At 57.3% G+C, this 24965-nt stretch carries 19 protein-coding genes and 1 pseudogene; 4 read left to right on the top strand and 16 right to left on the bottom strand.

Annotated features, from left to right (window positions below; all coding sequences use genetic code 11):
• Positions 1-474: 474 nt before the first annotated feature.
• Positions 475-825 (top strand): hypothetical protein, encoded by a 351-nt coding sequence (locus tag K3F49_RS37550; protein WP_234685894.1) that lies wholly within the window; start codon positions 475-477, stop codon positions 823-825.
• A 209-nt stretch (positions 826-1034) separates the two neighbouring features.
• On the opposite strand, the gene K3F49_RS37545 is transcribed toward K3F49_RS37550, so the two are convergent.
• From K3F49_RS37545 to K3F49_RS37535, 4 genes and pseudogenes are all read right to left on the bottom strand, one after another.
• The gene (locus K3F49_RS37545; protein WP_234685893.1) at positions 1035-1283 is read right to left on the bottom strand and encodes a histidine kinase; all 249 of its coding nucleotides are present in this window, start codon (positions 1281-1283) and stop codon (positions 1035-1037) included.
• A gap of 123 nt (positions 1284-1406) precedes the next feature.
• Positions 1407-1760 carry a cytochrome P450 gene (locus K3F49_RS39330; RefSeq protein ID WP_276575462.1) on the bottom strand — a complete coding sequence of 118 codons (354 nt, stop codon included), beginning with the start codon at positions 1758-1760 and terminating at the stop codon, positions 1407-1409.
• Between the two features lie 34 nt (positions 1761-1794).
• Positions 1795-2802 (bottom strand): annotated as a pseudogene (locus tag K3F49_RS37540) (cytochrome P450); the annotation flags it as partial.
• Positions 2803-3138: 336 nt separating this feature from the next.
• Positions 3139-4047, bottom strand: coding sequence for a heme-binding protein (locus tag K3F49_RS37535; protein WP_234685892.1), 909 nt, complete (start codon positions 4045-4047; stop codon positions 3139-3141).
• A gap of 776 nt (positions 4048-4823) precedes the next feature.
• On the opposite strand from K3F49_RS37535, the gene K3F49_RS37530 reads away from it, so the two are divergent.
• A complete protein-coding gene (locus K3F49_RS37530) occupies positions 4824-6602 on the top strand; it encodes an adenylate/guanylate cyclase domain-containing protein (protein WP_234685891.1) in 1779 nt (592 codons plus the stop codon).
• Between the two features lie 262 nt (positions 6603-6864).
• Here K3F49_RS37530 and K3F49_RS39775 read toward each other — a convergent pair whose 3' ends face one another.
• The 9 genes from K3F49_RS39775 to K3F49_RS37490 all read right to left on the bottom strand — a co-directional run bounded on the left by K3F49_RS39775 (position 6865) and on the right by K3F49_RS37490 (position 18401).
• Positions 6865-7113 carry a hypothetical protein gene (locus K3F49_RS39775; protein WP_452101159.1) on the bottom strand — a complete coding sequence of 83 codons (249 nt, stop codon included), beginning with the start codon at positions 7111-7113 and terminating at the stop codon, positions 6865-6867.
• A gap of 770 nt (positions 7114-7883) precedes the next feature.
• Positions 7884-9005 (bottom strand): glycosyltransferase family 4 protein, encoded by a 1122-nt coding sequence (locus tag K3F49_RS37525; protein ID WP_234685890.1) that lies wholly within the window; start codon positions 9003-9005, stop codon positions 7884-7886.
• A 4-nt stretch (positions 9006-9009) separates the two neighbouring features.
• Positions 9010-10368, bottom strand: coding sequence for a lipopolysaccharide biosynthesis protein (locus K3F49_RS37520; protein WP_276575460.1), 1359 nt, complete (start codon positions 10366-10368; stop codon positions 9010-9012).
• A gap of 43 nt (positions 10369-10411) precedes the next feature.
• A complete protein-coding gene (locus K3F49_RS37515) occupies positions 10412-11935 on the bottom strand; it encodes an O-antigen ligase family protein (RefSeq protein ID WP_234685888.1) in 1524 nt (507 codons plus the stop codon).
• Entirely contained in the window at positions 11925-13160 is a 1236-nt protein-coding gene (locus K3F49_RS37510; protein WP_234685887.1) for a cellulase family glycosylhydrolase, read from the bottom strand. The genes K3F49_RS37515 and K3F49_RS37510 overlap by 11 nt, the downstream gene beginning before the upstream one ends.
• A 111-nt stretch (positions 13161-13271) precedes the next feature.
• Positions 13272-14501 carry a polysaccharide biosynthesis/export family protein gene (locus K3F49_RS37505; RefSeq protein ID WP_234685886.1) on the bottom strand — a complete coding sequence of 410 codons (1230 nt, stop codon included), beginning with the start codon at positions 14499-14501 and terminating at the stop codon, positions 13272-13274.
• Position 14502: 1 nt separating this feature from the next.
• The gene (locus tag K3F49_RS37500; RefSeq protein ID WP_234685885.1) at positions 14503-16140 is read right to left on the bottom strand and encodes a tyrosine-protein kinase domain-containing protein; all 1638 of its coding nucleotides are present in this window, start codon (positions 16138-16140) and stop codon (positions 14503-14505) included.
• 298 nt (positions 16141-16438) lie between these two features.
• On the bottom strand, positions 16439-17476 hold the full coding sequence (locus K3F49_RS37495) for a glycosyltransferase family 2 protein (protein ID WP_234685884.1): 1038 nt from the start codon (positions 17474-17476) through the stop codon (positions 16439-16441).
• A 151-nt stretch (positions 17477-17627) separates the two neighbouring features.
• The gene (locus K3F49_RS37490) at positions 17628-18401 is read right to left on the bottom strand and encodes a sugar transferase (RefSeq protein ID WP_234685883.1); all 774 of its coding nucleotides are present in this window, start codon (positions 18399-18401) and stop codon (positions 17628-17630) included.
• A 661-nt stretch (positions 18402-19062) separates the two neighbouring features.
• On the opposite strand from K3F49_RS37490, the gene K3F49_RS37485 reads away from it, so the two are divergent.
• Positions 19063-20127, top strand: a complete 1065-nt coding sequence (locus K3F49_RS37485) for an ATP-grasp domain-containing protein (RefSeq protein ID WP_234685882.1) — start codon at positions 19063-19065, stop codon at positions 20125-20127.
• A 46-nt stretch (positions 20128-20173) separates the two neighbouring features.
• Here K3F49_RS37485 and K3F49_RS39570 read toward each other — a convergent pair whose 3' ends face one another.
• The gene (locus K3F49_RS39570; protein ID WP_234685881.1) at positions 20174-22312 is read right to left on the bottom strand and encodes an Ig-like domain-containing protein; all 2139 of its coding nucleotides are present in this window, start codon (positions 22310-22312) and stop codon (positions 20174-20176) included.
• Between the two features lie 91 nt (positions 22313-22403).
• On the opposite strand from K3F49_RS39570, the gene K3F49_RS37475 reads away from it, so the two are divergent.
• A complete protein-coding gene (locus K3F49_RS37475; RefSeq protein ID WP_234685880.1) occupies positions 22404-22616 on the top strand; it encodes a hypothetical protein in 213 nt (70 codons plus the stop codon).
• 458 nt (positions 22617-23074) lie between these two features.
• On the opposite strand, the gene K3F49_RS37470 is transcribed toward K3F49_RS37475, so the two are convergent.
• Positions 23075-23834 (bottom strand): IS5 family transposase gene (locus tag K3F49_RS37470; protein ID WP_234685879.1). Its coding sequence is split into 2 segments (ribosomal slippage): positions 23075-23144 and positions 23143-23834, totalling 762 coding nucleotides; the frame shifts between segments, so codons are not numbered across the junction.
• 111 nt (positions 23835-23945) lie between these two features.
• Positions 23946-24959: a methyltransferase gene (locus K3F49_RS37465; protein WP_234685878.1), complete on the bottom strand. Its 1014-nt coding sequence runs from the start codon at positions 24957-24959 to the stop codon at positions 23946-23948.
• Positions 24960-24965 lie beyond the last annotated feature (6 nt).

The raw sequence follows: 24965 nt of genomic DNA, 5'->3' as shown, positions 1-24965 counted from the left end.
TTAACCGGTGCGACGTTTGGATGCGCGGACTGCGGGATGAGACGAAAGCGCTGCTGCGACCATTGCGGATGATGTGCTTAAGATCGTGATGCGCGGGGCGGAGATGGAAGATCGGGCGGCAGCATAATCTGTCCGCTTAGCCCTAAGGAGCAGACCAACAGAGCCGGCCCAGTAAGGGCGCGATGGGTCACAAGCGATCAATTTGGCCATACGACACGGTGCCACCCGACCCGCTGGACCAAACAAGCAACTGCACTGACCTTAATTGAGTTGTAGTCGATATTGAACCTTCGCTACGAATTGCAGGACTCACGTCCGTAAGCGGTGGAGACGAACGGTCCCATCACACACCATCTGACGATAGTGGCTGTCGTCGCTTGTCAGCGGCAGCCTGCAACGCAATCGTTTACCACGTTGCCAGCCTAGGCTCCGCCACACCAGCGGATCGCCCCCTGAACATCGTGGAGGCCAGAGGTGTTTCCAGCGAAACTCGTGGCATTGTTATCTGGCTCAGCGTTGCTACTGACGCCAGCGTTCGCACGTAACGATGACCGATACGACTACTCTCCGTTGAAGTCGTGGTTTGAAAGCTTGCAGAGCGAATTTGGAAAGTGCTGTACCGATGCCGACGGATATATCGTGTCCGATGCGGACTGGGAGTCCAGTCGTGGGCGTTACCGCGTCCTCATTGACGATGAATGGGTGATCGTGCCTGACGGCGCAGTGATCACAGAACCAAACCGTTTCGGCCGCACAATGGTCTGGAGGCACTACATCGATGGCCATCCGCGTGTCCGACGCTTCATGCCTGGCATCATGACCTGATGCGGTTTAAAACTGGTTCGCCTCGGGTCACAAGCGTCGGTCATCACGATCGTTGCACAACGTCCGGTCTCCTGCCGACAGCCGACATGGTGGCGGCTTCTGCGTTGTTCAGCTCAGGGACAACAGAAGCGCCGACGCTAGGTTGGCGAGCCCTCGTGAGTCTCGTTTGGGACGGAAGCAAAATGACCACTACTCGTTTGCGGTTGCGCTCATTGTTTTAGCGCAGCACGCGCGGTCTTGATGTAGTCCATGCATTCGGGCCAATCTTCCTCCGTCACCTCGGTCTCGGCACCGCTAAGCGCCTTGCGCAAGGTTGCCATCACTGGAGCCGGATGTTTCTTCTTGAGCTCTGCCTTGATCATCTCAAGACCCTTCTGACAATCGGATTTGCTGTCCGCCAGGGCCGCGGTCGCGGTTATCATCACGACTGACGCGACTAACAAGACCGAACGCAGCATATCTTCTCCTCCATTGCCTTTTGCTTACTTCGCGGGCCAAGCACGAAAATGTCGGGCAACGATCCTTAAGTTCTATTCGGTCTGACCGTTTGCTTCCTCCACTCGGCAAAACGTTTCGAGCAGTTAACTCGCTCTCCTCGGAACCAGTTGCATCGGCAGCCCATTTGCGGGGCGTAATGTAACGCGCTGAAGGGGCCAGACCTCAGCGTGCGGCAACAGCCGCATTTCGAAGCGGCGGGTTAAGAGAGCAAGAACGATTGCAGCTTCCTGCAGGGCAAAGGACGAACCAATACAAGTCCGAGGCCCAATCCCGAAGGGCAAAAAGGCAAAACGTGAAATTCCGTCGCGGTTCTCCGGTAAAAAACGCGAGGGGTCGAATGCATCGGGGCGGCCCCACAGCTCGCGATGTCGATGAAGAACATACGGCGCTATCACGATCNAGCGAGCCTGGCCCGACCGGCATATCACCCAGCACATCAGCCTCTACCGCAGCCCGGCTGAGTGCGGCGATTGGTGGGTAGAGGCGGAGCGCTTCTTCTATTACTGCCTTTGTGATGATCAACCGGTCGGCCAGGTCATCTCCGGGATTGGACAATTCACGTTCAGCTTCCTCCACGACACGTGCCCGCCACTCGGGCACTTGTGAAAGCAAAAAGATCGACCAAGCCAGAGTGTTCGCAGTCGTCTCATGTCCCGCCGAAAGAAAAGTGAGAATGTTCGAGCGAACCTCTGTCCGGCTGAGTTGCCGTCCCGTCGAGGGATCCAACGAGCGCAACAGCAACGTCAAGAGATCATCCGGCGCGTCGTTTGCGGCGACAGCGGAAAGCGTTTCCTCCCGCCGATGGATGATTGTATCGATCACCCCCTCGAAATAGGCCATCGTGTGACGCAGGCGGCGATAGCCCGGGCGCGGAACGAACTTGGGTACACCGAACAGATCCAGCACCCCTATGCGACCGATCGTGCTGAAATAGGCATTCATCGCCAGGCGAAATTCTTCGAAGTCGCCGCCAATGCCGTCGGAAAAGATCGTAAGTGCAAGCACGTTCAATGTGACCAGAGCCATCTCGGCGACGACGTCTACGACGGCGCCAGGTCCCAGCCTCGTCCATTTTGCGGCTAGCTCATTCGCAGCCGCTGTCATGGGCTTCGTGAACGCGCCGACGGTTCGGCGAGCGAATACGGGTGCGAGTATCCGTCGTTGAAGCTCCCAACGCTCGCCTTCGACGCTCAGCAAACCATCGGACAGGCCAGACGCGAGAATGCGGCGTTGGATTGTATCCTTTTGATAATTTTTCGAATTATCCATCAGCACGCGCTTGATGGCCTGGGGTTGATGAACCAGGAATGCGTCGGCGAACGGCAGACGGAGTTTGGCTATGGGTTCTTCAAAAAAATCCGCACTCCAGCATGCAAGCGGGTTTTGCCTCAGCTTGATCAATAGCTCGACAAATCCCAACCGATTTGGCGGAGGACGCGGCGCAGGCGGGCAATAGTATAGTTCGCGGCGGTGCAACATGAGCAACTGCAAGAGAAAAGATGAACATAAATCGCGATGTAACGGGAACAAGTGGCAATCGGTTCCTTGCCGAAAGTCAAGTGTGAATTGTCGCCCGCCCGCTGCGGCACTTCATTCGGCCCCGCCGGGTAACGCTTAAGAGGCCAAAAGACCGCTTCGGGTCAAAGGCCGCCCTCGGGAGCTTTAAGAAGGCGTTCCGCTCCGCTTTCGGAAGTGGACCTTGCGAGACCAAGAATCGAGGTCAGCCACGGGCCATAACCGGGCTCAGGGCTGCGCAAATAGCACGGGGTTACTGAGCGCGAGAAGCAGCACATGCTTCTCGCGCGATGACAACCTTCATTTCACGGGCGGAAGACCAGCCACGGCGGCGTCCGAAGGATTGTTAAGGCACTTTGGGTGACCAAATCCACCCGCACTATGTCCGACGCCGCCCTGTCCGTTGGGCGCCTGTCCCGTACCGCCGGTGCCGTCAGCGTTCGCGGTGATGTCGAAGATGATGTTGTCGGGATGGACCGCATCTGCCACGCCCTTGACGCCTTGTAGTTGATCGAGCCCGAGGGCATTTCGGACCCGCCAAGCCACCATATGGTCGGTGCAGGAGGTGTCGCCGCTGACACCGACACCGCCGACCTTGGCTCCGTTACGGTAGAGCGCAAGGCCGCCCCCGAACACGTTTACGCCTCCGATGCGTTGGCCGACCATCGGATCATTCGGCGTGCCGAATGTTGAACCGCTGGACGGGCCCGGGTTGAAGTTTGCTGTGCTGATACCGTTGCCGGAAAACGATGGACGGTTGCCGTATGCAGCTGCCGTATCGACTGGATTGCTGTGCTGCAGTCCGTAGAGGCTGCCACCCGGCTGGACGGCGGTAAACAGGTTGGCGGTGGACAAAGCAAGCCCGGTCGGAAACAGACTGCCGGGAGGTGTGGCGTTCTGACCGACACTGAAATCATTTGCAGTGTTTGCCTTCTGTGCGGAAATCACGCGGCTTCCGAGCCACTGCGAGGTACCTTGGCCGCCCGAGAACGCAACGGCGCAGACGGTGCCGTCATTGGCGACCAACGTACCCCACATGTGGAAGCCAAGGCCGCCATTCGCACCCGCCGCCGGCGTGATGGCGCCGACAAGCGCCGAACGAAGTTGCGAAAAATCCGGCAGGGCGGAGCAATCCGCGAAGGCCGGGAGGGTCATCATGGTCACGAGAGCGCTGATCGAACATGAAAAGATTTGTCGCTTGACGTTCATTGTGCTGCTCCTCTGGTGCGATGGGTGCATTGACGGGGGACGCGCAGCCCCACCGGCTCTGCGCTAGTCCGAGAGATGCGCTACTGTTTCAAGGATCCCTATGAAGGAAATCAGACCGGCAACGTGCAATTAATTGAAGGTACGACGTACCTGACGACGGACACTCGCCGCTCTTCGATTATCCGTCTGTCCTGCTGACACTTACGTGACAGGGGCGATGACCAAATAATTTCGAAAGCCCCATGGTTAGGTCTAAGCTAGGGCGGAGAGGTTCATTGGGAATCCTCACCAGGTCCGAATTGGGTCAAACAACGACATCACCCGACGCGATGCCCCTGTCCGGTCTGCCCCCGAAAGCGGACGTCGGCCGCAACGACTTGCAGCTCCGCTATCGGCCGATATTGTTGCGAAAGTCGTTTTTCGCCGATGACCAAAATTCTGCGGGCCGTTGGCGCGACTTTCGCGTACAAGATGCGAGGGACCTCACGGCCTCACGCAAAATTCTCAGGCGGCTTCGGTAACGCGATTGAGGTCATACGAGCCAGCGGTCGATCGCTGCGCAATGTTTTCGCGAAAACTCTTGAGCCCTGCAACTTTCGACTTTTGCAACACAACCGGCCAATAGGCGACATCAGGAGCACATGTTCGAGTGCCGGCATTTGGTCTGCAAATCGGTCAGAACGGTTTACCTTCCATTCCCGATTACGCCTCTCGTCAAAGCGATTTGGCTGGGCTTCTCGTTCATTATACGCTGGCTCAAGTGTGGAGCGCGACCGATGGTGCAAGAGCGGCCAGTGCGAGTTGAGCGCAGGTTATCGGCAGTATTGGCTGCTGATACGGCCGGATATTCGCGCCTCATGCATGATAACGAAGAGGCAACTCATGCCAAACTGACTTCAATTCTCGTCAACGTGGTCAACCCGGCGATCTCCGAACACGGCGGTCGTATTGTAAAGTATACCGGAGACGGATTTCTGGCAGAGTTTCCGAGTGCTATTGGCGCAGTTCGGGCCGCAACCGAATTCCAAGGCCGTACTCATGACCTGACGATCGACGATCCAAAAGAAAGTCGCATCTGCTTCCGCGTGGGCATAAATATTGGCGATGTGATTGTCGAAGCCCACGACATTTTTGGAGATGAGGTGAATATCGCGGCGAGGCTTGAGGGGATAGCCGAACCCGGCGGTGTTTGTATCTCCTCGTCGGTCTACTCACATGTTCACGGCAAGGTGGCCGTCGAATTTGCCGATCTGGGTGACCGCAGCCTGAAAAACATTGCCCGTCCGGTTCGAGTGTACGCACTGTGCGGGAAGGGATCCGGTTCAGTGGCACCGGCCCATCATCAAAGCCCATCTGTGCCCAGTCGTTCCATCGTTGTACTGCCTCTCGTCAATCTCGGCGGCGATACTGAACAACAGTACTTCGTTGATGGTGTAACAGAGAACCTTACCACAGACCTCTCGCGTATCGTCGGATTATTTGTGATCGCCCGGAACACGGCGTTCACCTTTAAGGACAAAGCAGTTGACGTAAGACAAGTTGGTCGAGATTTGAACGTGCGATATGTGCTGGAAGGGTCAGTGCAGCGCGGCGATCATCGACTTCGCGTGAATGTTCAGCTCGTAGACGCTGAGAACGGGGTCCATCTGTGGGCCGAACGTTTCGATAAGTCCGTCTCCGATCTGTTTGATATGCAGGATGAGATCGTATCAAGGCTTGCCAATCAATTGCAGGCTCAACTTACGGATGAAGCAGCGCGTCAATCACAGCGATCAGAGCTTCCCAATTCAATGGATCTTTATTTTCAAGGCAGAGCTTCATGGAATAAAGGATGGTCGCCAGAGTACATGGCACAAGCCCGTACCTGCTTTGAGAAGGCATTATCTCTCGATTCCAGCAACGTTGAGGCGATGGTTGGAACTGCCGGCGTGGACGTTATAGTCGGAGCGACATTCTACAACGACACAGCCGCACGTCTCGCGGCTGCCGAGGCGACAATACTGAGAGCACTCTCTCAAGCGCCGAAGCACGCAGGTGCTCATTTGGTCCTGGGAGATGTTCTGATCTTAACGAAACGTGTAGATCAAGGGATTGCCGAGTGTGAGAGAGCGCTGACCCTGAACCACAATTTGGCTGAAGCCCATGGCCAAATCGGCCTTGCGAAGCTTTTCCTCGGACGCGGCGCGGAAACCGAACAGCACGTGAACATGGCATTCCGCCTGTCTCCTCGCGATACCGTTGCCTTTTGGTGGCTATCGATTGTTGGCTTCGCCAAGCTGCAGATTAATGGGGATGGTGAAGCGATCGGCTGGTTTTCCCGCAGCATCGAAACGAACCGAAATTATCCCACCTCACATTTTGGACTTGCCGCATCCCTCGCGCTATCGGGTGCCCTTGAACAGGCGAAGATCGCTGCCAAGGCGGGTCTCGCGCTTAATCCACAATTCAATATTCGCCGCTACAGCAGCAGCGCCCTCAGCGATCATCCGACTTATCTGGCTGCACGCCAACGGATCTATCGAGGCTTACGCATTGCCGGAATTCCGGAGGATTGACGTCGGAAATGATTCGAATACGAGTACTCAATCTGAGCAACTTCGGTCCGCCGCGCCCCAATGAGCGGACCTCAACGAAGTGCGCTGCTACTCGCTGATAAGCTAGGTTGCGACATGCTCCAGAAAGCGGCTTAATGATCGCAAACGGCTTCCACAAACCGCGCCAGGTTTTTGAGAGAGGACGCCATCCCTAATTCATGATCGGCTCTGCTTATGCCCTTCGGAACGTTCTCTGCGACCACGCTCACAAGCGTCTTTTCGCCTAACGTGTGAAGAACCAGCTCATTATCATCGTGCCCGCAAATTCAGGTCGCTCGGACACAAAATCTACAGCTTGAACAATGCTTTCATTCAGGACAAGCCTAAGGAACCGCGCTGATACGACGTCCGTCCGAGACGACGATTTTCCGATATCGTTGTCGAACGACAAGATGATCTTGAAGTGTCCCCCCTCCCTCGCTTCGAACTCTTCAACGTCAGCCTCGGCACCTGCAGGCACAATCCACCGCATTAGTTTTTCTGATTGAATGCATGCATCATAGCTGCAGGCCGAATTGGCGGAGATCAGGCGCGCGGATGTGTGTGTCCGGTCGGCGTCGTTTCCGGCCTCGGCAATATCTTCAGCGCTCGCTCTGTGATGCTGTCGCGGGCCGAATACTGCCACTCGCAGCAGCGAACTCAGTGCGCTTGTCACCCACGATGATGACAAGGGGCTGCCTGCCATCGCGGGCGAGAAAAGATGAGATGACTAATCAAGAACGTAGCTGACAACCGTAGTTGCGGTAATGCGAGATCGAATTCCAACAAGAAAGTTGAATTGGATCAAAGAATTAAGCGTTTCGGTTTGGAGGAGCGGTGATCCGTCTCGCCGACTCTCCCTCTAAATCAAGCAGTCAAGTTGGCTTCCGCTGCTCCCAGATATCCTCGATAGGAACATGCTTCCTAAAACACGACAGTAAGCTCGGTGAGAGGTTCTGATAGCTGAGCTGGGAGCCAACCAAATACCATTTCCACCCGCACGCATTACCCGCGCATTTCAACTGCCTCAAAGGCTCAGGGGCCGGAGACAGCAGGTCTGTCGCCCGGAAAGATCGGCGGCTACAAGAAGCCGGTTCTGTCGGCGCCGATACGAACATGGCCGCGCGAGCGCAGATCAGCGCCCTGGGTCATAGGAGGCCCATTAACGACGGCACCCGCGAATCATCCTCGTCAGACCGGTGATCGCAGCTTGGCTACTACTACTGGCCCGGCTGTGGGCAAGGGACGCTCTCGCTACGGCTCTTATGCGCGAACATTGCGGATCATCAAGAGCTCCCAATAAAGTTGCCTTGTCCGGGTAGCCATTGCTTGACCGCTATAGTTCTTCTCGAATCGTTGATAAGCGCTGCTGGCGAAGCTTCGCAATTCCTCGGCGCTCGTCTCACGTATTGCATTAGCAATATCTAGCGACCGTAAGCTCGTCAGCAGCCGTCCGGTCACGCCGTCCTCCACAAGCTCGGGAAGTCCGCCTGCCGAGGAAGCGAATATCGGCAGACCGGCTCGCATCGCTTCGAGCGCGAGGATCGGCAATCCCTCCCAGCGCGACGGCATCAGGATCAGATCAGCCGTCGCCAGGCTCTCACCGACCTCCGATCGAGATCGCCAACCAAGAAGCTCGACATTCTTCGGGATCTTCAAATTGGACGGGCCATCGGTGACGAAGTCGCCTACCGCGAGGCCCTGGGCCAGGTCACCAAGTTCGGACATGACATCGAGAAATACGTCAAATCCCTTTTGCCGATCGAAGCGACCGACGAAAAGAATCTTGAGCGGTCCCTGATGCGCAGTCGACGAACCGGCGGGCGGCAAACTCGCATGCGCGATTCCGTTTGGAATAACGGTGCACTTTGAGAGAGGAATACCGGCAGAAGCGGCAACTTCGCGTTCAGAATTCGATACGCAAACAATACCATCGCACAGACGCGACCAAGCCGCCTCCAACCACGCATAGAGGCGATTCGCCTTCGAATCCCGCAAGAACGCCCAACCATGGGGGCAATAAACGATGGCCGGACGGCGCCTTCGCAGGAAGGCCACCGGACGCACCAGAAGTCCGGCAAACGTGGAATGGACGTGAACGACATCGGGTCTGAAGTCCCCGATCAGTGCCCGGACGGCCATGAGGAACTTGATCAACGCCCCTATCGATCGTCCATTATACGGATAGGATGTGATTGCAAGCTTTGGATGATTCAGGTGGGACAGGGCCCGCTCATTGACGTCGGGGCCGAATACCGAAATCTGCAAGATTGCGGGATCCTTAAGCTGCTCGGCGAGCAACTCCTCCAAATGCGCAAGAACTCCTCCCATTGGCGCTTCGGTGAAGTGCGCGACCTTGAGAGTTCGACTATCTGTTTCTGCCATCTGCTTACGGCCTTTTCGAGCGATTCATGTTGCGCAGAGCTTGCGCCAGAACAAAGAAGCTGGGCACGATCAGAAAGGTGAACAGGCCGACGCTGTTTCCCCAGAACAGCCCAGGTCCACCCCATATTTTCGCCAGAGCGATTTTGGCGACAAAACAACAAGCACCAGACATGCCAGCGAGCTTTATTTGCACAGGAAGCAGCGATGGTATGCTCATCATCGAGGTCAGCACCGCTCCGATGGCAAAGGCCGGAAGCCAGATCGCAAGGCTGACGATTAGGTCAGTTGGAAGTGACATTGCGGCTCGCGTCCAAAGGCGCGTCAAATCGTTCCCGAAAAAGACAATCATCGCCGAAATGGAAAGTGACATGACCAACGCCAACGAAAAGGAGGAGACGAGAATTCCCAATGCGGGGCGAACTTTATGCTCGGCCGTTGCGACCCGGAAATGAGGCCAAAACGGCGTGACGGCAATCGTAAGGAGCGTCTGGACGGCGAGCACCAGTCTCTGCGCGATCCCGAATTGGGCGGCCTGCTCGGCAGGCAACAGATGAAGCGCCAAAATCGAATCGAAGGAGAAACTGATAGTACTAATCGCATTGACAAGCAGAAACGGGGCTCCTGATTTCAATGTCGCCACCAGTTGTCTGGTGCTCGCCGGCGAAAAAGCCGGCTTCAGGTCCGGGTATCTGCGAAACAACTGAACTGCATTCAGAATATGAACGAGCAACGGGACAACGCAGAATGAGGCCACTGCTGCAACAAGACCGGTATCGAATTGAAGGCTGACGAAAATCGCAGAAAACGTTCCCAGAGACGCGAACACATCCCACAGGCTTTGGACGGACGCTTCACCGAGACTAAGCCGGATTCTCCAGATCAGACTCAGTGGCGACATGAGACAAAGCATCAGGCACGTCACGAAGAAGGCTTCCCAGGTCTCGACTTCCGAAAAATGAAAGATTCCGTAGCTCGTCTCACTTGAAAGGAACGCCAGGCATACGATTGCCGTGCTCGCGACCGAGAACAACGCAAGGACCACGAATGCATTCGAGACGTCTGTTCGCGCCGCAACGGAGACGCCCCTCGAGATCGCGATATGATTGACCAGATAAGATCCAATTCCCAAATCGATGAAGGCGAATGCCCCCATCAACGAACTCGCCGCAAGCCAGACGGCGAATTTCTCGGCCCCAAGGTGATGCAGCAGGATCGGCACCAGAGCGAGCGTGGTGCCCATTTGAACGAACCGAGCAGCCAGGGCGGCCGCAGCACCGAATATCGGACGCGACCTCAGTCGTTTCCAAGTTTCCGCGTGCTCATTCGGACGATCCGCGGCAGCTGTCACCCGATGCAAGGCCATTAGCGGTGATCGTCCCGCGCCAGATGATCTACGTCTTGCCCTGCTATCCGCACCAAAATGCCCCCCTCAATCGATGCGCAAGCGCTACGCCGATGATGTATCGGCGATCATCACGTACTGTAGGGTCTGAGAAAGGTCGGGCCTGGACGAGGCCACCGGCAAGTTGCTGCGCCCGCGCACTGAGGCAGGCACCTACGCCGAGCGTAATCCAGATCATTGGCGTCCGAAACGTGTCGGTTGTTACCGCGGCGACGAGGACACCGGCGCAGTTCATGATAATCGGGTACGCGACCTCGGGCACAGTTCGCCCCAAGTGCGAGTAGACCAACCCCGCGCGGCGGACCGACACCATCAGCGTGACCCAGATTGCGATCCATCCAACAAGACCGACCACACCAAGTTCAGCAGCAAGCCTAGCGTAAAGCGAGTAGGTGTTCGGCCAGGGTGCCTCTGGATATTGGAGCGAGGCTTTGATCTCCGGACTGAAATAGCCCCATTCAGGCATATATGAAGACGCTTTGAAAGCAAACTGACCCAGTCCAGCTCCGGAGATCGGATTCATAGCGAACATCCGGCCAGCCGTAACCTGGTAGGCCAGGCGAGAGATATCGGAAACAGATGACCCGCTCACCGTACTGCGAACGATCTCGTCAAACCTCGCCACATAGACTATGACCAGAGCGATCGATGCAAAGACCACCCCCGAATTTATGATCAAGGCCGCAGATCTTCGGACACGTCCATGAGGTGGCAGGAACACAAACCTCGCGAGACCGAAAACCGCGATGTCGGTTGCCAGGAGTAGCCAGCCCGTTCGGGCTTGAGCGGCCACAATCAGGACCGTGAAGGCGATCAACAGGCAAATATGAACCGCCCTCCTCACACCCTTAGTCATGAAGATGGCCGCAAGTAGCCAGGGCCATGCAAGCCCACTAAAATTCCCAAATGCCGGTGGCTCAAACGAAACGGTCCGAAGGCGTTTGTCCCAGACCTCGATAAGTTTCAAATTCGTCGAGCCGTCCCACGATTGAACAGCCAGGTCCGAACCTGCGTGCAGCATGGAGTTCAGGGCATGGTAGAGCGGGAGGCTCACTCCCGCCCGATCGAATGCTTCGAGTATGCCGAATCCGACGCATAACGACGCGCTGACACAAATTGGCAGCGCGAGGCACGTATACCATCGCCCTGGAACGATCGCGCGGGTCAACAGGGCGAGCGTCAGGCCGTAGACGATCACGGTTGCGGAGTTGATTAATTTCGGAAAGCCATCGCGATTGTGAAACGTGGCGGTGCTGATATCGATCGCATTCCAAATCGCGGAAATGGCAATAACGACCACAATGGCCGTTCCGGTTAGCCAGATAAAGCGCCCGCCGACCTGCGCGTCAAAGTCGCCAGCGAGAATCGCTCCGGCAACCTTGAGATTATACAGACCAATTGCGATAGCGAAGAGATAGAACGAGCTCTCATGGGCGAGCTCTCCAAACGCTTTGACGCCGGGGATCGCGTCGAACGGAATGGCAATCACGGCCATCGCAAACAGAAAGGCAATCAGCTTAGTGAGCATTGCTATGACCGCCCGCCTCTATCTGATCACCGGGAACGACGATGGGCCGATTGCTGAGGACGGCTGCTCTTCCCGATATTGAGACGGATATCGTTCGGGCATCATCGTCAGACCTGAGCCAGGCGACAATCTGATTGGTATTCCCTTCCTCGAATAACAGAGCTTGCACCTGAGGGACCGCAGACTCGACCTGGCGAATGAACTTCATGCCGACTAAACGCCGGATCAGTTCACCATCCGGCTCAACCTTGAAAGCCCCCTGCGCTGTCAGGAGCCCGAAATGAGACTCCGGATTGGCGACCTCGTCCCTTGAGTCCTTCCATTCGTACCAAACTGTCGCAGTCACGCCGCTGGCGAGGTTGGCAAGATACACACGGGCCAGATAGGCCTGTTGAGTTGCCGAACTGACGGACGAACTCGGATAGCCCCATTCGGTGCACAATATCGGCAAGGTGCTCCACCGGTTGGACAACCTCCCGAGCAGCACGCGGCTGGCCAGATTGTCAGGCTCAACACTCTCCGGATCGGGCCGCCGCGAACGTATGATGCGATAGCTGTGCATGCTCAAACCATCGAGGCACCCCGCGGCGTCGGTCTTCGCAAGCGCCGAATAAAACGCACTTGCCCGGATCGGCAGTGAAGCGGTTGCAGGCGCAATGACCATTGCCTCGGGAACGGCCACTTTGATCGCGCTGCAGGTCATTGCGACGAGTCGTGCATAGGCTTCTGGCTGAGGTTTCGGTGGCCAGAACACTGGCGAATCCGGCTCATTCCAAATTTCCCACGTGACACGATCGTTTGCGTACCGCTTGGCGGCGGCAGCGGCAAACCGACTGAAGGCCGCCACGGCAGGCTGATCCTCCGGAGGGGCAGCGACTCTCAACTCCCGGGCCGTCGGATCCGGCCGCAATTCCAGCTGCCGACCGTAGAGTGGGTTACCGGTTGCCAAAATGACGATGGAGGAAAGACCCGAACGTCGGACCTTGTCGAAAAACGCGTCTGGCTCGGTCCAATCGAATTGCCCGGGCCTCTTCTCAATAGCCTGCCACGACATGCCCCATCGGAGAAAGCTGAAACCAAAACTCCGGATCCGCTCCAGATCGGCAGCGCGGATCTGCCACACCTGCACGTGAACACCCAAGCCTGAAGGAAGGCTGCTGCTCTCGGCGGCGGCAGCCCGATTGGGCGAGGCCTGCGCAAAGAGCAGCAAAAGAAGCTGCAGCACAAGAAGCTGAGCAGACAGCGAGCAGCTCCTGTGCGAAGGCCTGCTGGATGTATGTCCGGTGACCGGGGGGCTAACGGAGGCGAAAGCATCTTTTACAAGCACAGTATCCGCTCACGGCGAGGCCGTGCCCTGCCTGGTGGATGAACCGGTACGCGAGTGCCCCTCGGCTGCGAGCACCTCGACATTGTCTCCAGATGTCAAGGGCGTGTCGAGTTGAGCCGCAAGTCGCACCATAGTTCCATTCACGAGACGCCGCACGACGATCTGCGGTTCTCCGCCGACCTCAGTGGCACGGAAAGCATCGGTCCGACCCGCCATGCGCTCCCGCGCGGCAGCCACACGAGATCTCGCCTTTCCAGCTTCCGAAACCGCGTCCTTGAGTGCTTCCAACATCTTGGCCCGGCGCTCATCGTGGTACGTTTCGAGCAAGCGCGAGCGATCCGCCATCTCCTTGCGTGACTGAGCCAGTCGCACCCGGAGATCGACCATCTGGGATTGGGCTTGTGCAAAGCCTCGCTGGGTATCTTCTGCCCGTGCCACCGTTCCCATGCCGCTCTGGAGCAGTTCGCGTGCGCGGGCGGCATCCTTGGCAACCTGATCATAGTTCGCCTTCTGCTGCTCCTCTGCTTGCGCCAGTTCGTTCGCCTCAGCAGTTGCTGCCGCCAACATCCGCTCAAGATGCGTTTCCGCATGGAGCTTCGCCTGGCGTTCGGCTTCCATTTGCTGGGCTTCGATCCCAACGATCTCTTTCAAGACCGCCTCTTCAACACCGGCGCTCGTCTGCACTGCGGAGAGGTCGAATGTCTCCCCCCCAGTTAGTTCGGCCTTCAGCCGGGCAGCATGAGCATCCTGCTTGGCCAACTCGATTGTGGCGGCGCTGTACTCGCTGCGCGCTTCAGAAAGCTGAGCCGGAGTCAGCCGTCTCATCCCGCCGGATGAATCGACCCCGCCGGCTAGGGCAATCGCACCGCGCGCGGTCATCTCGGGCTGATATTTGTATTCACCGGGCCGAGCGACGTCGCCATCGACATAGATCGGCGAGTATTCCAAAACGGATACGACGACGTCAGCCCGCTGAACAATGTTCTTCGCCGCCAACATCATCTGCACTTGTCGGCTCAGCTCGGACAACGGGACACCCGTTGCTTTCAGATCGCCAAGCATCGGCACGGTAACATTGCCCCTGGTGTCGACGACCATCCGCCGATTCAGCGCGGGTGCGCTCAGAACGGTCAAATCGAGCACATCACCACGCTGAGCAACATAGTCAGCGCGAGCCGAGACCAGCGACATACATATGAGCGCGGCGACGATGCCAGCCTTCGTCAGCAGGGACGCCACCCTATTCGCCCCGCGCATCGAGGTATTCTCCGTAGCCCGCACCATAAATCTGAGCGCCGCCATAGTCGTAGATCGAGAGTTGGCGCCTATCCACGCGCGACACAACCACTCCCGCCAAACGTGCGCCGCTCTCTTGCAGTGCCCGCAGGGCGTGCCCCAGGACGCACCAGCTTGTGGAACCCCAGCGCGTCATGACGACGACGTAGTCCGAAAGCTGTGCCAGAATTCGCGCGTCGCCGGCAGCCAACACCGGTGGTGAGTCGATTAGGATCGTATCGTACTCCGCGCGCATGACACGCAATCCCGTTTGAAAACGGATTGAGTTAAGTACACGTAACGGGTTGGCGTTTCCTTTGCCGGAAGCAAGGAAATGGACACCCGTAGTACGGTCTCTGCGTATGGCTGCCTCAAGCACGACTTGCGAGTCAACAAACTCCGCCAATCCCGGGCGCTGCTCGACGCCGAAACTGCGATGCAGCGTCGGAGCGCGCAGATCGCCATCGACAAGCAACACTCGCTTTCCGGATGCAGCCATTGAGGTCGCCAGTGCCGCCGCCGTCGTCGACTTACCTTCGCCGGGAAGAGCGGAAGTCACCAGCAGGACCAGGCCGCGCTCTTTGTGCAACCGCGGCAATGTCGACAGCGCGACATGAAGTGACATCACCGAAGCCGAGAAGGCGTGGGTCGGATCGCCGGCGACCATTGCGACGCCCGCACCAGGGTGGCGTTCCACGTTCTGATCATCCAGGATTACCCCCAATGCGCGCAAACCGCGACGCGTCACCTGCTCCACTCCCCGAACGGTTCGTTGCTCCTGGAATTGCTTCACGAGAAGCGCTCCAAGTCCTGCCATCAGCGCGCAGAACGTGGTGACGGCGAGGATCAGGGGCGAATTGGGCGACGAGGGCTCCTGCGGCGGGACGGCCTCGGTTACGACCGACACCTTGACTATCTGGAAACCCGCGCGTTCGGCCAAACTCATCCGTGACAGAAAGCTCTCATCTTCAGAAGAGAACTTGGCCAGACTGTTGACCACCTTGGCGGCCATAGCAGCGTCTGAAGAAGTGTATGAAAGGTCGAGCAACGTCGAGCGTCCCACCCGATCAATCTTAATGTCTTTGCGGAGATGGGCGGCAACCCATGCTGTCGGATCTGCGCTCTGGTTCGATGCCCCGTTAGTCCGGTCGAAAATCGATGCAAGCGCTCGCTTGAAACGAACAAGAAGCGACACGCGACCAGCTCCAGCCAGCTCTGGCCGAGCCGCGAGATCGAGCTCGCTCGCCACATGCCGCAAGGCTGGCTCCGCCCGGATCAAATCGATCGCGCCGTCGATGTCGGGCTCGCCGCGTACAGGGCTGCGCACTTGCTCAGCCGTCAGGAGCTCCGGTTGCCGGAATCCAACCATCAGCGTCGCGTGAGCCGAATATTTTTCAGGAACGATCAGAAGATAGAAGAAGCCCGCCAGCATAATCGGCGCGCTGATGAAGAAGACGAGCCGCTTCCAGCGCCACAAGAAGCGGGCCAAGTAGTCGAGCTGTTCCCGCGGGTCTCTCGTCGGCCGCGCATCTTCTTGAAGCCAGGCGGCGTCTGGAAGAGCAGGTTCGATCTGACCCCGTGGAGGCAAGTAAGGAAGTGTCATCACGCGATATCCGCAGATTGGGCTGATCGATAACCGACGTGATCGCCCTTGGAACTAGCCTATATTGATGTTGAGGCACAAAAGACTGCCGATGAACACCAACATTAACGATTGAATAAATTCACGGTGCCTCGTCGAAGCGCCGATGGTCGAGCCTCAGGACGCTAGTGAGATCAAGTACGCTCACCCTCGACAATGCAAGTGTGCTCATGAATTTTAAAGGGTTAACGCGGTGCGAGATCGCATCTTGGTTAGTTTCGATCATCATCGCACACTCATCTACTACCGCGCTGAAGTCTCACGTGACCGATGCCCAACCGCTGTCAGAGCGTATCAGACCGCAGTCCACCAACCCCCTCGTCGAGCTGTAACGCGCACTTTCGGCATTGGCGAGAGACAGATTTGGGTTCGCCGCCAGTAGTTCGCCGTAGCGGCGATATTCTGCCGAGCCCGCGTAGTGCTCTCCATGCGCAAGGGCATCCTCGATGCGTCTTCCGAAATCCTGGAAGTATTTGAAATGGAGCAAGGCACCGGTGACAGGCGACAGTTTCACCTCGTTGAGACGGTGGCTATTAACGAACGCATTGCCACTTCGCCATTTGACGAGCGGCACCTTGTAGGCCTGTGTTGCAGCCACCGGAGGTGGCTTCAACCGCGAAAGTCCTGTGACGGACAAGGCTCGCCTGGCCAACTTCACCTTCAGGCGCGGCCAGATCGCCGCGGTATTCTGGTCTTCGAAGCAAAGGCGTAGGCGCGGTCCACCGATGTGCTCGAAAGGCGGGAAAGCCTTTGGGAAGCCGTATCGGCGCACGACAAGATAGTTGCTATCGTGGTAGGGGCACGTCGCTCTGAAGTCTTCTCCCTGCCGATAGCCAACTTCCCGAATTGGAAGCGAGCTATACATGTCGAGGAGCACGGCGTAGACCGCCTCGTAGCCGAACTGATCCTGCCAGCTGCAGAAGCGCTGTAGATCCGTATTTTCACAGCCGGGAAAGACGAACAGTTCGTCGACGTCCGCCAGAAGAATCCATTGCGATGTGCCGTAGACGTCCAGGAGGGAGTTCAGCCAATGGACGCCAGCGCGGCTCTTGGCGTAAGATCCTTCCGTGAAAAACACGTGGCAATCCGGCTGATCGAGAAGGAACTTGCCCGACCCATCCTTGGATCCGTTATCGATTGCAAAGAAGCGGGATATGCCCAGGTTCCGATAATAGTCGAGGAAGTAGGGCAAGCGTAACATTTCGTCGCGTAGCACGACGAAAAGGCGAATCTCGCTCGCATCTTCTGGTATGTCTCTTCGGTCTTGCCGAACGAGCTCAGGGTGCAATGTTTTCATTTGATCCCGCGAAAACCGTTACCAGCAACAAGCCAGCAGTTAGGATAGTCGCGCTCGACTTCGAGGCGAATGAATGAGAGGCAGCCGCTCGAACCGGATTCCAACTGGAGCCGCAAGCAACGCCGGAGGCGCCGGCCCGAACGCTGAGCCGCTAGACACTGCCTTTCCGCAACAGCACAGCTGGTACCGTCAGCAGCGCGATCTTCAAATCGAGCAACAATGAACAGGAGCGAACATACTCAACGTCAAGTGCGACACGCTGTTCATAGGTCGTATTGCTTCTCCCGCTCACCTGCCACAGGCCGGTAAGACCCGGCTTCACCGAGCAATAGATCGGGAAGTGCTCGCCATATCTCGAAATCTCGGCCGAGACGATCGGGCGCGGACCGACAAATGACATTTCTCCACGCGCAATGTTGATGAGCTGGGGGATTTCATCGAGGCTCGTCCGGCGCAAGATCTTGCCGATCCAGGTGACCCTCGGATCGTTGCGCAGCTTCCTCGTCGTACGCCATTCCTCGGCGACACTCGGATTTGTCTCGAGATGCTTGCTCAAAATGCCGTCACCATCCAGGACCATGGTCCTGAATTTGAAGCAATAGAACTCCTGGCCGCGGTAGCCGATCCGCCGGTGCCGGAACAGGACCGGAGTCCCATCTGTGAGCGCAATCGCGATCGCAATCACGAACAGCGGAAAGGCTGCCAGAATCAAAAGCCCTATCGCCAAATATCTTTCGATTAGTTCCTTAGAGAATTTCTTTTCCGCGCGAGAGGAAACAGCGCCTAACGCCTCACGATACATTTTGAAAAATCCCAAAAAGGAAAATTCGTTAACAAAGGATGGCTTTAAATCTGCAATAGGTAATTCTTTTATTAGAATACCGCGTAGCAGCATTTTTGACCCGATGCCAGGAAAAAACGGCAAGTCCTGCTGCCCCAACCGTCGGTAAGATTAGCGGGTAATATTAAATTGCACTTCTTGCGAATTTCGTGCAATACTCATGCCAAAGTATGGCCCACTCCTCGAGCGGGACGAAACTCTCGTTCAGGCGTTAAGATTTAGGACACATTTGTGAGCTAAACTAGCGCTTGGAGAAATATCATGTTCCCTGCCTTCGCTAGCGCTTGGATACTCAGCTTACTGTCTTTTCTACATTGGGTTGATGAGGCACCCGTTGTTGACGACGAGGAATCTTGAGGCTGATCAGCGCTGGTCGGCTAGACATTCACTCGGCAATTGATTTTAGACACGGATCATTCGCCAGACGTTGTTTTTACTTGGCAAAAGCCCCAAGCATTATAGCTGCAGCTAAGTATCTTTGAGATTGTTGATGCGCCTGATGTTTAGCGCCCACCTCTGATTTCATGGCATCACGCCCTGCATTTGGTATTTGCAGCCACCGATTTTATTTTTTTGGTAGTTGATGAAAGTTGCGATTCCTTTCGCCGCCCCCCTTCCCTTTACGACAACTCCCCCCGCGGACGATGCTCGGCCGGTCCGGCACGTGCTACTCCTCGCGTCGCAATACGCGCTAGCCTACAGAGGCCTGCGCTGCTTCCACGCAGCAGGTCTCCGGGTGAGCGTGATGGGGACAAAGCAGTCGAAACCACTTTCGTGGTGCCGCTTCATCGAGGAATTCGTCCTCGCAAAGAATGAGCTCGTTGCGACCAATTCCGAAGCGCTCGTTGGTGAAATCAATGAGACGGCCGCTCGCCTCGGTGTGGATATGATCGCGGCTGCGGATACGCCGGCACTGAAGGCGCTGATTGCCAACAAGACCGCGTTGGACGTCAGGTGCTTTCCATCTCCTGACGCGTCTCAGCATGCGATCCTGGACGACAAGGGCGCCTTCCGGGCCTTGTGCGAGGCTGAAGGACTGCCGATACCACGGGGATTCGTCGCCGAAGATGTCCGATTGATCGGCGATCAAATCGAAAGTGGGCGGTTGAATTGGCCTTTGATCCTGAAGCCTCCTGCAATGGAGGGAGGCCGAGGCGTGGTCAAAGTCGAGAAGAGCGAAATCGACGGCGCGTTAGAGCGCATCAACTACGGGCCGATAGTGGTTGAGGAGTTTGTCCCGGGAATCGATGTCGGAATTAGCGTGTATTGTGAAGCGGGTGAAATCACAGCATCGATCTGTCATACCCTGGAAGAGAGACTCTATCGGGTGCTTCCGATTCCGGAGCTGGAAGACGCGGTCGGCGGCCTCCTGAAAAAACTGAACTGTAGTGGAATCTACAATTTCGATGCAAGGCTCGACGGAGACGGCAGGTTTTTTCTACTGGAATGCAACCCGAGATTCTACAACAAAATGTGCCTGACCCTGTTGGCCGGGTTGAACCTGCCGGAGTTCGGCGTTTCGCTACAGCAAGATCTGGCCAGCATGGCGGCGAGGACTGCCGTCTACACACCCGATGCAATTGGCTATGGCGTGTTGACCTCGGGACGCATTCCAAAGGAAGCCTCAGCCGACGCGACATTCTGGATTAGCGATCCGTTGATGCTGTTATATGAGCTGCTTCGTATACCGGTAGAACTACGATCCGATACGTCGGGATACGGAAGTTTTCTCGCAAGCCGGGCGGCGGCGCTGATGCGCGCGCCGCGCGCAGGTCGGAGAAGTCGCCGGCTGCAATCGATCAAAGGATGAGCGCGGACTTTCCAGCTTGAGGCCCGCGCTCGATCTTCGAACGAACTCAGATGAAGTGGAAGTCGGCCGCATGCAGGCTTGACAACGCGACGTGGCTCAAGGTCAGGACGTCGGCTTTGTCGACGGTAATGACTACGTCGCTGCCAACTTGACGGGCATCAGCCAGCAAGTGGGTAAAGTCGGGCACCACACTATTGCTGAACGCAATCAGATCGCTTTGCGCCGTCGCAGTGCTCGGGGCGAAGTCGATGATCGTCTCTTTGCCGAAGCCGGCATTGAAGACGAAAGTGTCCGAGCCGGCCCCGCCGGTCAGCTTGTCCCCGCTGCGGCCGATGAGGACGTCCGCACCCGCGCCGCCTGTCAGAGTCTGGTTAGCTTGGTTCGAGTAGAGGGTGACACCGGGAGAACTCGCTATGTTGCCGGCGGCGTCGATCGCAGTTTGAGTCAGACTATGGATACCGGAAGACAACTTGGCCGTCAGACTCCACGAGCCGGCCGAGGAGGACGTCGTCCCGATCAACTGGCCGTTGTCATAGATCGACACGCTTGAGGCGGTCGCGCTAACGCCGCTGATCGTGGCCGGACTAGAACCGGACTGCAGGACGTCCGTGACGAGCGGGATCGGCGCAACGGTGTCAACCGTAAAGTTGAGCGCGGCGCTGGGGGCGCTCGTTTGCACAGGACTGTTCGAGTCGACGGCCGTGATGGCGTGGGAGCCATCCGTCAGGGCACCGAGGACAAGGCTCCAGGTTCCATGGGAGTCAGCAGCGGTCGAACCCAAGGCGACTGAATTGTCGTAGACCATGACCGTGGTGCCGGCCTCGGCCGTCCCGGTGACCGTCTGGAGCGACGTATTGTGAGCTGCATTGACGTATCCATTCACGACGCTGGAATCCGTCAGGCTCAGGGGCGCCGCCGGCGGAGTGGGGGCTGTTAAGGCGGCTTGCGCCGCGGCGGGCTCGATCTGAATGATGATCGGATCGACCGACAGGCCGACTGTCACGCTGCTCGCGCCTGTAACGATCTCGATTGCTGTGGTCCCCAGAATGGGATCGTAGATTTCGATCTGCGAAGCTGGAGTCGCGAAGGTGATCGTCACCTCCGACGTCGCCGGTGTCACAACGCTGGTACCGTTATAAAGCGTAGCCTCCCCGTTCCACAGGACGAGGTCGAAAGCCCCGCTCGACTTTTCCAGGAGCATCGACGATGCGGTGCTCGGCAGACCGGTGATATTGTAGGCAAGGGTCCCTGGCGACGTGAATGCCGAGCCATTGTCTTGCAGAATATGCGTCAGGTTGCCGATATCGACAGCGGCCGGCTTCGGAGTCCCGTCGGCGTTGAAGAGACCGAAGTGTTGTTCCTGTACACTCGACGCGCCCGGCTCGTCCATCAACTCGTACAGGAACGTGATAGCCGCTCCCGCCTTGTAGCCGTCCAACAGCGCGTTAGTGTCGATGATGCCCTGGGTGTAGGCGTCCGCCACACCTCCGCCCCAGGTCGACGTGTCGAAGCCTGAGCTGGAGATGCCGGTTTCGGTGATGTAGACCGGTTTGCCGGGGTTGGACGCCTGAGCGACTGCAACCCACATGTTGATGCTGTCCTGTAGCTGCTGGCCGATGCCGGCGTAGGCATGAACGTTCGAGGCGTCTGCAAATGTCCCGAACGAGGGAATCGCAGTCGTGCTGGCCTCTGAGGCGGCGATCACACTGACGCCGACCATGAGAGGATCGGCTCGTACGGCCGCCTGCAACGCGGCATCGTCCATTAAACCCCAGTTCAGATTCCCGGTGGACGAAACGCCATTCAGATAATAGGTGTTAACCGTGTACTCGTTCGATCCTTCCAGCGCTATGATGCTGCCAGGCACAGCTTTTTCGAGCGCGTCCGCGCGCAGAACATCAGCCACCGCATTCACTTGGCTTGCCTGATCGGCATAGAAGGCGTTCGATTCTAGAAGAACAAAATGGACTCCGGCCTGGGCCGCAGCGATATATGTCGGAAGCGCGTCAGCGGTCGGCACGCCGTCACGAACGTTAGAAATTCCGAGATACGAGAGCTCGCTCAAGATATACGCCGAATCGTACGTGGCGAAGTGAGCATCGACGCCAATGGAGCTGATGAAACTTGCCGTGCTCGTTGCGGAATTAGTCGCAAAACCAGCGGTCGAATTTGAAGTGGTGGACACTTTCAGCGCTCCGCAATGTGGAGCGCAAGGTAGATTGCAAGAACGCATTTCCGATTAAGAGAATTGAGCGATCTTTAATTGATACTGCTCAATGGAGGTTGCGAATACGCCAAATTTCGGGGAAAATCGGGTACTTCAAATCAACCGATTAGTAGTAGTCACGCTGTTCGCGATGCCCGAGTCCAAATTCGGAGATTTCGACACGACGACTTACCGCCAGCTCGTCCGCGGAAACATCGCCGAGGCGGTCGATATCGATCACGTGTGCCGCGACGCGGGCTGTCCGAACGGCCTCGACGGTTGACGTCACGACTTATGCCCGCTTTGGTCTGTTCAGGAGCATAAGAAATTCAAGGGCGCCAACTTCTCACTGCCCCCATATCATTCCTGACCGCGAACTACTCGATTTGACTGAATGGGGGAGTGCCTGCCGCGGCGTGAGCGTTCAATCCACCATCCCATAAGCGGGAGGCCCGGCAGCTGGGCAACTACCAAGCCAGAAAGCGTAGCTCACGACCGTAGCTACAATGAGAGATGGCTGCAATCTCTCGGAAAAGGGCCGGAAGACCAAACCTCTAGCGATACCAGTTTGGAGGTGCCCCGTTCTTCCGCATCCAAAGAAAACTGGTCGCGTCACGACGGCGCCGAAGTTATCGCGACGTTCAAAAAGTAGCGTTGTGACCACCGGCTCCAGGTCGGCCGGTGTCTCGAAAAGCGAGCCGGATACTAATTCGTGAGTTAATCTTCGGCCAGTGTGGGTCGCTAGGACGCGGACTCATTAAGGCGCAGCCATAGCCTAATTGACGCGAGTTGAACGAATGCGAGATATTGCGGCCAGCCTATCGTAGCGCGTCGCCACCCGACGACATTGTTTGATCCTGTTGAAGAAACGCTCGACCTGGTTGCGAGCACGATAGAGATAGGGACTGAAGCAGATCGGATCGCTGCGATTTCTTTTCGGCGGGATGTTGGCCCACGCGCCTTTCTTCATGGCAAGCTCCCTGATCCAGTCCGCATCATAGCCACGGTCTGCAAGCAGCATCGACCCGGATTTCAGGCGAGACAGCAGCTTTCCGGCGAGCCGAACGTCATGCGCCTCACCCGGGCCCAGCGCCAGCCGTACCGGCAGGCCATTGCCATCGACCACTGCATGGATTTTGCTCGTCAAGCCGCCGCGCGACCTTCCCATCGATTGGCGCTGGTTTCTTGTGATACAGGCTCCATGCTGATGGACGCGGACGATGGAGGTGTCGATCATCTGGACAGCGGCATCGTGGGCAGTGGCAAGCGCATCTATGATGCGGCCCCAAACACCGGCCCGCCGCCACCTAACGAAGCGGTTATAGCAAGTGGTGTATGGGCCAAACGCCGTCGGCAGATCACGCCAGGGGGCTCCCGATCGGAGGACCCAAAAGATGCCATTCAGGACCCGTCTGTCGTTCACCCGAGGAACGCCACGCGGCTTATTCGGCAGCATCGGCTTGATGGCGGACCATTCATGGTCGGTGAGTTCGTAGCGCATGATTCGAGCCCCAAGTTTGAGTGTTTTAATCATGGTACCCCGGCCAAACGCAATGCTCGTTGCGGCGTGTTTGTCGGCCTCTGCCGCATCGCCGCGGCCGGCTTCCAAGTTTCAACAAAGCCGCGACTCGGTCAGATTAAAGCGGCCGGCGCGGACAGCCGCGATGGGACGGAAGCCACTCTCCGTCAGAAGCCGACCATATTCGCTTTCCGTCCGTTCCCGTCCGCCTGGACCGCGCAGCATGTTCAAATCGCTCATCGCGCACGACCTACTCGCCTCATCGGTACCGGGCAATTCCGGCATCGCACGTTCGACTAATAGCAGCCTGCCGTTTTGGGAAAGCGCTTTGCGGCAGTTTTCCAAAATGATGCGGCCGCGCTCATCATCCCAATCGTGAATAATGCTTTTCAAGATGATCGCATCGGCCACTGCAGGCACCGCGCGAAAGAAATCGCCTGCAACAAAGTCGACGCGGTCCGAGATTCCGAGGCGCCCGAAGTGCTGGTTGGCGGCGTCGGCGCATCTCGCCAGATCGAAAACTGTTCCTCTCATGGTTGAATGTGCTCTCGCCACCGCGCCCATGAGCTCCCCGGAGCCGCCTCCGACGTCCATCAAGTGGGTGATAGTGCCGAAGTCGTAGGCCTGCAGCAGATCGTGTGTTACCAGCCGTGTCAGGTCTGTCATGGCTTCATTGAATATCCGCACCTGCTCTGGCGAGCGCGCCATTAAGTCGAAATTGTCGTCGACGTCCTGAAGTTGGGAAGCCGTCTTGCCCGACATGATCGAATCCAGAAGACCATCCCACCTTCTAGTCAGCATGGAACCTTCAAAAATGATCCAGTTCTTGAATGATCGTCCCGCAGCACCGTCGAGCCCGGCCCCCAGTTCGTTTAGCAAGTAGCGGCCTTCACCGACGCGAGAACAGATGCCGACGGTCGAGAGAGCGACGAGCAAGCGGGCAAGTGCGTCCCTTTCGGTGTGGGTTCGGCTCGCGAGTTCGTCGACCGTTCGCGGTCCGTCGCGCAGCAACTCAGCGAGGCCCAGCCGGGCAGCAACATAGATCACCGCCGTCACGCGGTGCGATTGAACAAGATCCAGCAACTTTTCGCGGAGATCGGTGGTCATGTGCCG

The organism is Bradyrhizobium monzae (assembly GCF_021458635.1).
Lineage (GTDB): Bacteria > Pseudomonadota > Alphaproteobacteria > Rhizobiales > Xanthobacteraceae > Bradyrhizobium.
Note: the sequence above shows the minus strand (reverse complement) of the source record. Positions and strands in the feature narration are given on the sequence as shown.